Here is a 12,178-nt window from a genome sequence, read left to right on the forward strand (position 1 = left end):
TAAAAGCGGGAACTAATATTCTCGAAACTGCGGGTATAAACAAAACTTTACAGGTTGGAGGGATTTTAGATACGAGTGTTGGAGGTAATAAAATCTTAAATGTTATAGGAGATTACAATGCTAATGTTGAAGGAGATCATAACTCTGATATTAAAAAAGATTATAATACTGCCAGTAATGGAACAATAACTTCCAGCAGTGAAGAATCTCACGAAATACATTCAAAAAAGAACATTAAAAATAACAGCAGTGAAAATACTACCCAAAATTAATTTGTTATGATAAAAACAGTTGGCGGAATAGACTTAACACTTAAACCTGACGGAAGTGTTTGGATTTATCGCAATACAAAAAATAAAGCGTCTTTTATGGTAAACGATAATGGAGAAGTTAGTTATGACGATCCTTTTGGTAATTACATGACAAGTTCGCCTCAGCAGATTAGAATTAATTTTGAACATTTTGTATTAAAAAACTATGGAGACGGAATAAGAAGATCAGACGGAACAAGAATGTTAATGATGCCTAAAAAAGATATTCAGGAAATCGCCAATAAAACTTTTTATGCAGATGATCAGTTTCATGTTATCGACTTTTTAACTTTTATCATAACCGAAGAAAAATAAATACTATGTCATTTAATTTAAGAGTAAAAGGAAATGTTACAACCAAAGTAGGCGGTACGACAAGAATGTATGCCAAAGAAGGAGTTGAAATAAATTCAAAAGGAAGCATTAATTATTATGCACCTGAATACAGTTATGGCGAACCTGAAGATCCGCCAATAAAAATAATAGAAGGAGCTGTTAAAGAAATTGAGCTTTTAACAGCTTTAGATCAGGGATCTGATAATGCTAAATCAGATAAATCTCAGCCCGGAATGATTTTTGGCAATACCTATCATTTCAAAGTGAAAAGTTATATAAAAAATCCTCCCGTAAATCTGTCAGATATTAAATGGATGCTAAAATATCACAGCCTTTCTCAAAACAAGTGGCTCGAAATACCTCTTTCTGCAAAAGGAGATTCTGTAAAAATCACACTGAATGACGAAGATATGTGTGGACGCTATATTTATGTTCGTGCCTATGTAAGTAATCCAGAAACTGAAGCTGAATATAAAGAATGGATGCATAATCGCTTTAGATGGTTTAATAGATTAAAAATACATCAGCAAATAAAAGATCGCGTTAAAGATCCTTGGAAAATAAGCCAAGAATATAGTTCACTTTGTGGAATGGCAGCTTTGTTCTATATCATGATAAAACGTGATCCAAAAGCTTATGAAAAGCTGGCAAAGCAATTGTTTAGAACAGGACAATACAAAATAGATACTTACATTATAAAGCCTCATGAAAAAGCTTTAAGCATGTATGAAACCAAAACTACAGATGCTAATTACAAATCTATGGAAATGCACGAAATTGACTGGATAGTATTGGCAACCACCCGAAGCGGAGAAAGCTTAAATGACCAGTTTGTTTATAACGGTTTTGAAAATAGTGATATGGATATGATAAAAGCTGTTAACTGGCCTGATATGCTTACTAGAATGTGCAAAGAAGTAGCAGGCTATGCAAATGCAGAATCATTTGGGTTAAATTTATTATCTATTAAGGATAAAAAAGGAATTGGAGCAAAAGCTCATGATTATGTGTCTAATTCTGATTTATTAGAGCTTCAAACAATTAATAAAAAATACAATGCAGGACATACTATTTTAATGATGATAGATTCTGATATGATTGAAGATGTTTCAAGTTATGATCCTAAAAATCTAACGACAAATTCGCATTGGGTTGTTTATGAAGGGGGATTAACATTTTTTGATGTTCACGGAAATATTACAACTAAAGTAAATGAAGTGGAGAAAGTTTTTTTTAGTATCTACACGTGGGGATTTGACCCTGTAACTCAGATTGATGAATTTGGAAATGATGATAATAAATATAAAAGACCTCTAATATATAAAAAACAAAGCATTTCTACTAAATCATTTAAAAGCAATTATTATGGATACATTGAAGCATTTTAAGATTTTTTTTTTACTAATACTATCAAGCTGTGTAAAAACCGAGTATACAAAAATTGATAATTCTTTTACCGATATCCATTTGAAAGAATGGAATTCGTCAACATGTCCTAGAAAAATTATTTTCGAGAGATATAAAAAAAATACATCATTTACAACACTAATTGACAGTAATAAAAAATTTGATATAAAAGGTTGTGATTCTATTTATTATAAATTTAATCAACGAGTATTTACTTCTAAACTTAATTATGTAGGTTCCATCAATTATGATATAAAAATTATAATTGATGATAGCTTAGAATATAGAATAACTGATATTCAAGATAAATTAGATACAATTTCAGGGAGTTCTGGTCCAGGCAAATGGATAATTATGAACAATATAAAGTCATTGGTTATAAATGGAAAAAAACTTGACAATACAAAAAAACCTCTTAGTTTTAATGTTCCAACAAATCTTGGGAAAATTATAAAAAAGCAGCAGTATTGATGATTGATTTTGAACATGATTGAAGATGTTTTAAGTTAAAATCCTAAAAATCTAACTACAAATTCGCATTATGTTGTGTATGAAGGGGGATTAACATTTTTTGATGTTCACGGAAATATTACAACTAAAGTAGAACAAGCTAAAAAAGTCTTTTTTAGTATTTATACTTGAGGTTATGATCCAATTACTCAGGAAAACGAACTTCATGCTCCAGTTGATCCAATTAATACATTAATTTATAACAAAGAAAAAATTTATATTGAATCTTTTAAAAGTAATTATTATGGATATATTGAAATTTATTAGTGTATTATTACTCTTGTTTTTTTTTAGCTGTAAAAGGATTACATATACAAAAAAGGAGGATTCTTTTTATGGAATTCATCTAAAAGAATGGAATTCATCAATCTGTCCTAAAAAAGTTATCTATGAGCGTTATCAAAAAAAATCAAATTTTTTAAAAAAAATAAAAACTGATTCAAATTTTGAGGTTAGAGATTGTGATAGTTTGTATAAACCTAGTAATCAAAGAGTTTTTATACCGAGTGTAAAGTTTACAGGACAAATTGATTATGATATTAGACTCGTTATTGATGATAGGATTGAGTATAAGATAACCTCTATTGATAATAAAATTGATACCGTTTTCTATGGCGGACATCCTGGGGATTTAACAATAATGAATAATATTAGATCATTAGTTGTAAATGGTTATAAATTAGATAATTCAAATACCCCTCTTAATATTTTTATTCCAACAAATCTGGGAAAAGTTATAAAAAAAGATAAAAATAAATATTAAGGTTATGTTGAAATGTCTTAAATATTGTGTTTTTCTTTTCTTTATTTTTTCATGTAATATCTTTAGAAACATCACTGGGTAGAAAAAAAAGATAATAACCTTCCTGCTAAATCATTTAAATTTAATTGTTATGGATACATTGAAGTTTATTTGTATACTATTTATAAGTTTTTTATTTATTGGATGTAATAATAATGAATATTACAATGATAATAATGCTTTTCATTCTATTTATCTTCGGGAATGGAACTCCTCAATATGTCCAAAAAAAATAATTTTTAAAAAATATAATAAAAATTCCAATTTTAAAACTTTGATCGAAACGAGTACAGATTTTGAAATTCAATGTTATACTCAATATGATAAATTTAATAACAAAATCACAACTCCTAATTCTACTAAACTCAGAGAATTTATTCCCAATTTTAAGAACAATGATAAAATTAATTATGATGTAAAACTCATTATTGATGATAGTCTTGAATACAAGATAACAAACATTGAAAATATTAAAGATACGATTGTTAAAACTTTCACATTAGCTCGTAAATATTTTATTTCTAACACAATAAAATCAATCACGGTAAATGGCCATAAAATGAATAATGATTCTAGAAGTTTGGAAATTCCTTCATCGTTAGGAAGAAAAATAAAATGAACTATTTTATCAATTATTTATACAAAACATTATGATTACATTGAGGTATTTTAGTTTAATATTAATTTTTCAATTACTAATAAGTTGTAATGAATACATTGATAACGATTATTCATTCCAAGGGATTTATTTAAAAGAATGGAACTCCTCTATATGTCCAAAAAAAATAGTTTATGAGGAATATGAAAAAAATACAAATTTTCAAAAAATATTAGATAGCCATTCTAATTTTGAGATACGAGATTGCGAAAATGAAATGCAAAAATACAACCAAAGGTTATTCACTCCAGACAGCTTATACAAAGGAAAAATAAATTATGATATTAGGATAGTTATAGATGACAGTTTAGAATATAACATAACAGATGTCAAAACCAGAAAAGACACAACAAAATATGTATTTACATTAGGGAGAAAATATTACATTGATAATATAATATATTCAATGATTATTAATGGTCATCAATATAATAATGAATCTATGAATAATATTACTATCATAACAAAACTTGGTAAAATTATAAAAAAAGATAAAAAATAATATTGCAGGCATTTTGAAATATTAAGACAGTACTTAGAAATTATGCGTGCCGCTTCAAAAGAAGAAAACAAAGACAAAAATTCAACCTACGAGATAGATTACGAGATCTTTAAGCACATACATAATAAATATGTTCACTTATCAGCACATTATGGCGGTTTTGAAAATGATTTTTTAACAGTAAAAACTGGAGACCATCATTTTTTATCAGATTATGTTTTTATCAATGAGCCTGTTGAACCGATTATAAAAGAGGATAAAGTAATTTATAAACGAGAAATATATGTACCAAAAAGTTAGATTTTTTTTATGCTGTTTTTTAATTATCGGTTTACTTGCAAGTTGTCAGCCTAAAGATACATTTGACTGGAATGCTGCTTGGTCAGCACCAAAATACTTTGCTTGTTCTCCTACTGTCGAATATTTTTATCAAGGAAAAAGCATTGCAGGCGTATCTGCAAATATTGGTAACGATCCTGGCTGGGGCATTACCAGTGGAGGTTATATTGGTGGCGAAAAATATAAGCCTGTTCCCGATAGTATTGCTATAAATTGGCTATGTGAGGCTGATAGATATTATTATAAAGCTAGTTTTAGATTACCACGAGAAAAAATGCTCGAATTTTTTCAAAAAAAGGTAATAGATTCTTATGGTGTTCAACAAGAATACAGTCTGATTGTAGTAGGAATGGCTCCCGGAGGAAATGTAACTATTTGGATGCAGGGAGGAACTGGCAGTACAGAAATATGCAAATTTAAAACTACTAATAAAAAGATATGGAGAGAAAATGACATTGATTATAATAACTTTGAATATAAAGCCCGTCATTCAGAAACATATATAAACAGTGAGATGAATATTTTTCGCTATTTGCATGGCATTCCCTATACTGTTTGGGAAAAAGGAGAAAAAGAATATCCTTATGATATTGGTTTCACGACAGAAGAAGAAGATAAAAAAGATTATAGTATAGCTATTGCTGGCTACACAAAAGATGGTAGTATAATATATTCAAATGAAGATCCGATTCCATACTTAAAATGGAATGAGAATGTAAAGCTAAAAGTTGCAAAAGATAAAAAGCTTCCTGTAGAATTTTATATTCAATGGATATCACAAGATGATCAACAATGGTACGAAGCTCAAATTGTACTACCAAACGACTTAGAGAGACAATTTATTGAATTTCAAAAAAAACATGGCAATAATGTATTTCTTAATGTAGGAATGGATAAAGTTTTGGAAAATAAACCGTACACATTTGGAAGGATATGGCTTGAAAATTTTAAAGAAAAAATTGAAATAATGAAATTCAGAGCAGCAAAATTAAATGTAGAAAAGACAAGAAAAAAGAAATATGAAGTTTCAAAGTATTCTTTACCTAAAGATTTCATATTCCCTAAATGGGAAGGCAGAGAACCTATTGAGTTTCCAGAATTAGATTATTGGCAGGAGAAGTAAAGTTATGAGAAACAATATTATAAAAGAGTTGTATTGGGATTTTATTAATTCTTCAAGCATTTGTGTAATTTTAGATCATTGTTATCGTTTCATCCTATTCTTTGTATTATGATATACATGAACAGTTTAATCCTAATGATTTCTATTTTCATCTATGGTATCTTCTAGTTCCATTAACCTTAATAAATTTTGCAATAGGTTTTTATATAAAAGAAAAAAAAGGTTTCTTTTATGTAATGACGTATATCTTATTATCATTATTGCTATGCGCAATGTTATTTTTATTCATTGGAGTTATTTTTAGTGGCAGAACATAATTTTTAATATATGAAGACTAATTATCTAAATTATTTTTTGTTAATGGTTTTATTGTTAATTACAATTGGTTTCAGATCAATTCATTATAAGCGAATTAATGATTTCAATTGGAGAATAGGAGGTTCAAATCCAAAAAATTTCATGGTGAATCAAGCACAAGTTGATTTCTTTTATAATAACGAATGGATTAGTGGCGCATTACTTGGCCAGGAGGAAATAATGGCTGGGAGGAAATTAACGGTATGATAATGGGTAGCGATTATCTTTTGTCTGTGCCTGATAGTATTACTACAAAATGGGTTTGTAATACTGATAAAATTTTATATAAAGGAAGTTACAAGTTGCCTAGAGAAAAAATGCTCGAATTATTCAGGACAAAAGCGATTGATTCTTACGGCGACCAAAACGATTATAATTTAATTGTTGTCGGAATGGCTCCTGGTGGCAATGTGACTGTATGGATACGAGGAGGAAGTGCAAGCACAGAAATATGCAGGTTTAAAGCAAACAACAAAGGAATATGGAAAGAAGATGATCCTGATTATGATAAATACACAAAAGAGCATGAAAGTTTATCTGAAGGATTTAAGGAATCTCGCACTTATTTGAAAATTCACGGTATTCCCTATTCTGCTTGGGAGAAAGGAGAAAAAGAATATAATTATGATATAGGATTTAGCAGCGAGGAAAATTATGCTTATAATATGTTAGTTTTTACTAAAGATTGTTCATGGTACAGTTTAGATTATTTTAATTCGTATATACCGTGGAATACCGAGAGTATAAAAACTACAAATACAACTTATAATAGAAAACACTATAAATGCCCAGTTCAATTAAATCTACAGTGGAACTCTAACGAAGATAACTACAAAGAAAGAAGAGTTTTCTTTGGAAATATAGTATTGCCAGTAAATCTAGAATCAAAATTAGCAACTAACAATTTCAATAGATTTTTAGTTTCAATACAAAAAGACACAGATCAAGACTCTGTCTTTGGTTATATATATTTAATTGGAAAGAGAAAAAAAGAAAAAGTAATGAATTTTAAATTAGGTAGATATGATTATAAAAAAAGTACTTTATTAGCTCCAGAATATATACTCCCAAAAGATTTCGTATTCCCTAAATGGGAAGGCAGAGAACCTATTGTATTTCCAGAATTAGATTATTGGCAGGAAAAGTAAAAGAAACTAAAAAAATAAGGATGAACATATTAAACAAAAATATAGAGATGAAGGAGCAACAATAATTGATTGTCTGCTGGTCCAATGCAATATTCCTTTTGAATTGAAATGCTTATAAGTTCACGAGCAGTATGCTCGCGCTAGCAGGGAAGCATAAAACTTAGATAAAAACTAGTCATGAATTTAAAAATTTAGTCAGTAATATCAAGTTATGTGCATCCATCAGAATATGGCCTCAATTTAAAAGATAATTATAAAATAGTTTAATTTTAAATCTCCAAAAAATGAAACAATTACAAATTAAACACCTCTTATATTTATTAATTTTTCTTTTCATATCGTGTAATGTAAAAGAAAATTATTGCTTAAAAAAGGCAGAATATTTCCCACTATCAAAAATGTTAGTACCTGAATCAGCAATTAAATTATATATCCAAGATAAAGATAGTGTATTGCAAAAAAGAGTAAACTTAGAGACCGCAAAAAAAATACTTTTTTATTCTGTAAAAGAAAAGGACAGAAACCAGTTTCATTTAGTAACACCGCAAATTAAATCATTTCAAATAAATAATGGCATCATTACAATTTCAGTTTTAACACCATATTTTCGTCCAAATATTTATATTGATGGAGTAAGAAAAAAAAACAAATGGACTCATGAACAAATTAAAAAAGTGATTGAAAATGACATAGGAATAATCTTCGATAAAGATACAATTCTTATTAAAAATTGCAATTGCAAGTAATAATTTAGCTAATAGATCCCCTGCTGAAGCTAGCGTCCCGCTCATGCGATATTGCTTGTCTCATCCTAAAAAAAATTTACATATTTAATCTAAAAAAGATTTACAGTTTACTTATGAAAAAAACATTAATATTATTATTCAGCTTTTTTGTGAACTTAATTCATTCCCAAAATAAAGCTGAAAATTATACTTTAACTCAAAAGAAGATTGAGCCTTGCAGAATTTCGATCAATGATTCGGTAAGTATTTTTAAGGTACATGAAAAGCTAAAAAATATTGATTTCGATGTTCTTATTAAGACTGAAAATATAGTTACCCAAAAATGCTTAGATCAAAAAATAGGAAATGAAATTAAGAATGCGATAAATACTAATCAGAATACAATATTTAAGATAAATGATAAAATTATTAAAGATTTAAGAAATTCAAATTTTAGCAATTTAATCCCCAACAAAATAAGTCTTATTGAAAAAGGCAATTTTAAAGTTTTGATTTTTGAAACATACAACTTTTCATATTCAACTGTTGGAAATGGATATATTAATTTTTGCTTTAAAATAGATTCAAAAGGAAAAACTATAAACCAAAAAATATTGGAATCAAAATTACCAATGGAAGTTAAAAAATATCGAGACTTTTTTCGAGGCTGAGAAAATTCTGTGATTTTGAATCCTTATTTGGATGTGGAGTAACGAATTTCTTCTTTTGAGATTAAAACACTTGATCGTTTTTTTGATTGAGAGTTTTGCTTTTTATTGGGTTTGGAAAATACCGTATAAGTACGCGTTGTTTTGGATTTGGATTATTGTTACACTTGTTAAGAATATTTTTTAATAAATTACGGTTTATCGTAAAAGATAAAAAATTAAAATATAATATTTGTTGAATATAAAATTTGTTATTTAATTCATAAACATCATAAATTATGAATGTCATAAATGAAATTTTAAACTTGAATGCATCATACCAAATAAATACTTGGTCTGAAATTTCTGATGAACAAACAATTCAAACTATTTTACAAGAAATAAAGTCTGAAAAACATAAGACGCAAATTACTACACTAAGAAAAAAACTAGAAGAAGGTAATAAAGAATACTATGACAATTATAAAAAACATTTACCGGCAGTAACATTTAGTGCAACTTTTGATTCGAAAAGAACAAATGAAAGATTAAAAATATATAACTCACTAATAGTAATAGATATTGACAAACTCGAATCTGAGCAAATAATTGAAAGCTATAATTGTTTATTAAATGATGATCACGTTATTTCTTTTTGGAAATCACCTTCTAATAAAGGTTTTAAAGGCTTAGTTTCTATTGAATATATCATTGATTCCAATGAATCTGATTTAGATAAGTTACATAAAAGTGCATTTAAAAAGTTATCAGAGTACTTTTTAGATAAATATAATATAGAACTGGATAAAAGCGGTAGTGATATTACCAGACTTTGCTTTCTTTCGTATGACATGGAATTGATTTTCAAATCAAAATTCAACAAATTTAATATTACCGATGAGGATTTAATAGTATTAACAAAATCCAAAGGTAATCTAAAAACAGAATTAAACTATTTAACTACAAAAGATAAACTATATAACCCATATGAAAGAAATGATCAATCGAATAGAAAAATAATGTCTGACATTATAAGGCATTTAAAAAATAAAAAAGCCAGTATAACTTATTCTTATGATGAATGGTGTAAAGTAGCAATGGCAATTGCTAATTCATTTACTTATGATGTTGGCTTAAATTATTTTTTAAAATTAAGCTCACTAGACACAACTAAATACAATGAAACTAATTCTACAAATTTTTTAAATAATTGCTATGAGACAAAAAAAGGAGATATAAATTTTAACAGTATAGTTTATTTAGCAAATCAAAAAGGCTATCAAACAAAAAATCAAAGAAATGCGGTGCCGAAGGCGGAGGATTAATTTCCATCGCAAGTATCATTCTCATCAACGGAATTGCAGTGCCCGAGAACTTAAAAGGCTCTAGACATAATATGTATCGCATCAGTATCAATAGTCACACGTGAGTATTCACGTTACAGGAAACCCTTTCTTTAATTTATGAAACAGTTTGAAGATTTTTTTACCGAAAACGAAATTTTACGACAAATCTGTAAAATTCGTGTTAAACTTGCTAAAAGTAAATCTAAAAAGCATTTACTACATCTATTAACATTAAATTCTAAATACAATTATCATTTAAAGTCTAATAAGACACCTAGCAATGAATTTGAGCAATACCAACATGATTTAACAATATTCCTCAGAACAATACTACCACCAAGAAAAAGATGGGTAAAACTAGGTGAAAATTCTAGAAAGAAACAAAATTGCAAAAATGAATTTTTAACATCGAATGATAAAAACTTTTATTCTTTACTCAAGACTATTAAGTTACAAAGCAGAAAAGAAAAAAAAGAACAATGGTATTTAAATTTACAGGATTTTATAATTGAGGTTACCCAGCTCTCAAAGAATCCATCATATTCTATAGGGAAACCAATAATTTTCCCAAAATTAAAAGATAAATTAAAGAAAGTTTTAAAGGAAGATGAATTTAATGAATGCAGACCAATATGCATATTTAGCCTAAAAGACAGAATTATTCTAAGTGCTACAAATAAATTTTTAACGCAATTATTCGATCAACATTTTCAAGATAGTTCCTATGCTTTTAGGTCTAAAAAAAATGATATAGGCACTATATTATCACATCATGATTGTATAAATGACATACTAAAATACAAAAATGAAAACAGTGAATCAGATTTATATGTTACTGAATGTGATATGAAAAAATTTTATGACACGGTTAATCATTCAATTGCAAAAAAGCTCTTTTATGAATTAATCGAAAAGTCACAATTAATTCATAGTGAATTAGATCTTAGTATTCCTATAAATATTTTTGAAAATTATCTGGATTGTTTTGCCTTTAATATAGACATACCAAAATCTTCTGATACGGAATATTGGTTATCATATAGAATTCCTAAAGGTGATTTCTCCTGGGTAAATAATGTTATTTCAGTTCATTATTTAGATATCGCTCTTGAAAGAATTGGTGTCCCGCAAGGAGGTGCACTTTCTGGTCTGATTGCTAATATTTATCTTAATGAAGCTGATATTGCATTAAGTGGAAATAAATTCTTATACCAAAGGTTTTGTGATGACATGATTATAATTTCGGATAGCTTAGAAGATTGTACAAATGCAAAGAAGATTTATGAGAATGCCTTACATAATTTGAAACTCTTTCCACATCCATTTAAAGATGAAAATAATTTAATAACAGTGAATACTAAAGGCATAAATTATAAAAACTTTTGGGATGGAAAATCTAAGGGGCCATATAAATGGGGAGAAGCAAGCGAGAAATCTTTTCCGTGGATTGGTTTTGTCGGTTATGAAATTAATTATTTAAATGAAATAAGAGTTAGGAAAAGATCTTTACACAAAGAATTGAAAAAACAAAAAACGATAGTTCAAGAAATAAGAGATGCTGTTAAATTTGGAATGCGAAAATCAAAGGGAAGTGCTACAGAATCTGCTATTAGCAGACTTATTGGGATGTCAGTAGGCCGTATAGGAATTAATAATTTTGATGAAGTTTCAACTGACATGTGTTGGAAAAATGGCTTTAAAGTATTAAATTTTAACAAGCATTCTTTAAGACAGATAAAGCAGTTGGACAGAAATCGTAGTAAACAATATTATAAGCTGTTAAAAGAAATAGAACATCCCGAATTAATTAAAAAAAAGGGAAAAAGTAGAGAAACGATAAAATATAATAAACCTTTTAGTTACTACTATCAAATATTAGAAAGACAGCAACAAAGTATTAATTAATATTATTATAACTAAATTAAAACAAAAAAATGGGATTATAAAATCCCATTTTTTTGTTTTAA

Annotated in this window: 13 protein-coding genes and 1 pseudogene; all 14 read left to right on the forward strand. The window is 27.7% G+C overall.

The annotated features are described in order from the left end of the window. A pseudogene (locus ACTJIW_RS02960) lies at positions 1-272 on the forward strand (type VI secretion system Vgr family protein); the annotation flags it as partial. Between the two features lie 6 nt (positions 273-278). Continuing rightward, positions 279-626, forward strand: coding sequence for a hypothetical protein (locus tag ACTJIW_RS02965; protein ID WP_149206955.1), 348 nt, complete (start codon positions 279-281; stop codon positions 624-626). Between the two features lie 5 nt (positions 627-631). Next, positions 632-2,035: a hypothetical protein gene (locus ACTJIW_RS02970; RefSeq protein WP_440715582.1), complete on the forward strand. Its 1,404-nt coding sequence runs from the start codon at positions 632-634 to the stop codon at positions 2,033-2,035. Further along, on the forward strand, positions 2,013-2,525 hold the full coding sequence (locus tag ACTJIW_RS02975) for a hypothetical protein (protein ID WP_440715581.1): 513 nt from the start codon (positions 2,013-2,015) through the stop codon (positions 2,523-2,525). The genes ACTJIW_RS02970 and ACTJIW_RS02975 overlap by 23 nt, the downstream gene beginning before the upstream one ends. 283 nt (positions 2,526-2,808) lie before the next feature. Further along, positions 2,809-3,327, forward strand: a complete 519-nt coding sequence (locus ACTJIW_RS02980; RefSeq protein ID WP_440715580.1) for a hypothetical protein — start codon at positions 2,809-2,811, stop codon at positions 3,325-3,327. Positions 3,328-3,457: 130 nt separating this feature from the next. Then, positions 3,458-3,985, forward strand: coding sequence for a hypothetical protein (locus tag ACTJIW_RS02985; protein ID WP_440715579.1), 528 nt, complete (start codon positions 3,458-3,460; stop codon positions 3,983-3,985). Between the two features lie 31 nt (positions 3,986-4,016). Continuing rightward, positions 4,017-4,526 (forward strand): hypothetical protein, encoded by a 510-nt coding sequence (locus ACTJIW_RS02990; RefSeq protein WP_440715578.1) that lies wholly within the window; start codon positions 4,017-4,019, stop codon positions 4,524-4,526. 42 nt (positions 4,527-4,568) lie between these two features. Continuing rightward, a complete protein-coding gene (locus ACTJIW_RS02995) occupies positions 4,569-4,826 on the forward strand; it encodes a hypothetical protein (protein ID WP_440715577.1) in 258 nt (85 codons plus the stop codon). Beyond that, positions 4,810-5,988: a DUF2931 family protein gene (locus ACTJIW_RS03000; protein WP_440715576.1), complete on the forward strand. Its 1,179-nt coding sequence runs from the start codon at positions 4,810-4,812 to the stop codon at positions 5,986-5,988. Before ACTJIW_RS02995 ends, ACTJIW_RS03000 begins: the two co-directional genes overlap by 17 nt. A 515-nt stretch (positions 5,989-6,503) precedes the next feature. Then, complete coding sequence (locus ACTJIW_RS03005; RefSeq protein WP_440715684.1) at positions 6,504-7,493, forward strand: DUF2931 family protein; 990 nt, start codon at positions 6,504-6,506, stop codon at positions 7,491-7,493. Positions 7,494-7,777: 284 nt separating this feature from the next. Beyond that, positions 7,778-8,239 (forward strand): hypothetical protein, encoded by a 462-nt coding sequence (locus ACTJIW_RS03010; RefSeq protein WP_440715575.1) that lies wholly within the window; start codon positions 7,778-7,780, stop codon positions 8,237-8,239. Between the two features lie 113 nt (positions 8,240-8,352). Continuing rightward, entirely contained in the window at positions 8,353-8,889 is a 537-nt protein-coding gene (locus ACTJIW_RS03015; protein WP_440715574.1) for a hypothetical protein, read from the forward strand. A gap of 275 nt (positions 8,890-9,164) precedes the next feature. Then, the gene (locus ACTJIW_RS03020) at positions 9,165-10,190 is read left to right on the forward strand and encodes a BT4734/BF3469 family protein (protein ID WP_440715573.1); all 1,026 of its coding nucleotides are present in this window, start codon (positions 9,165-9,167) and stop codon (positions 10,188-10,190) included. Between the two features lie 138 nt (positions 10,191-10,328). Next, the gene (locus tag ACTJIW_RS03025) at positions 10,329-12,116 is read left to right on the forward strand and encodes a reverse transcriptase domain-containing protein (RefSeq protein ID WP_440715572.1); all 1,788 of its coding nucleotides are present in this window, start codon (positions 10,329-10,331) and stop codon (positions 12,114-12,116) included. Positions 12,117-12,178 lie beyond the last annotated feature (62 nt).

The sequence above is a fragment of the Flavobacterium sp. 22659 genome, assembly GCF_052044235.1.
Taxonomy (GTDB): Bacteria; Bacteroidota; Bacteroidia; order Flavobacteriales; family Flavobacteriaceae; genus Flavobacterium; species Flavobacterium johnsoniae.

Bases quoted from the DNA above. Each gene is read 5' to 3' on its own strand.
- ACTJIW_RS03025 (WP_440715572.1), top strand. From the start codon at position 10,329: ATGAAACAGTTTGAAGATTTTTTTACCGAAAACGAAATTTTACGACAA.
- ACTJIW_RS02985 (WP_440715579.1), top strand. From the start codon at position 3,458: ATGGATACATTGAAGTTTATTTGTATACTATTTATAAGTTTTTTATTT.
- ACTJIW_RS02965 (WP_149206955.1), top strand. From the start codon at position 279: ATGATAAAAACAGTTGGCGGAATAGACTTAACACTTAAACCTGACGGA.
- ACTJIW_RS03010 (WP_440715575.1), top strand. From the start codon at position 7,778: ATGAAACAATTACAAATTAAACACCTCTTATATTTATTAATTTTTCTT.
- ACTJIW_RS03015 (WP_440715574.1), top strand. From the start codon at position 8,353: ATGAAAAAAACATTAATATTATTATTCAGCTTTTTTGTGAACTTAATT.
- ACTJIW_RS03020 (WP_440715573.1), top strand. From the start codon at position 9,165: ATGAATGTCATAAATGAAATTTTAAACTTGAATGCATCATACCAAATA.
- ACTJIW_RS02990 (WP_440715578.1), top strand. From the start codon at position 4,017: ATGATTACATTGAGGTATTTTAGTTTAATATTAATTTTTCAATTACTA.
- ACTJIW_RS02975 (WP_440715581.1), top strand. From the start codon at position 2,013: ATGGATACATTGAAGCATTTTAAGATTTTTTTTTTACTAATACTATCA.
- ACTJIW_RS02995 (WP_440715577.1), top strand. From the start codon at position 4,569: ATGCGTGCCGCTTCAAAAGAAGAAAACAAAGACAAAAATTCAACCTAC.
- ACTJIW_RS02970 (WP_440715582.1), top strand. From the start codon at position 632: ATGTCATTTAATTTAAGAGTAAAAGGAAATGTTACAACCAAAGTAGGC.
- ACTJIW_RS02980 (WP_440715580.1), top strand. From the start codon at position 2,809: ATGGATATATTGAAATTTATTAGTGTATTATTACTCTTGTTTTTTTTT.
- ACTJIW_RS03000 (WP_440715576.1), top strand. From the start codon at position 4,810: ATGTACCAAAAAGTTAGATTTTTTTTATGCTGTTTTTTAATTATCGGT.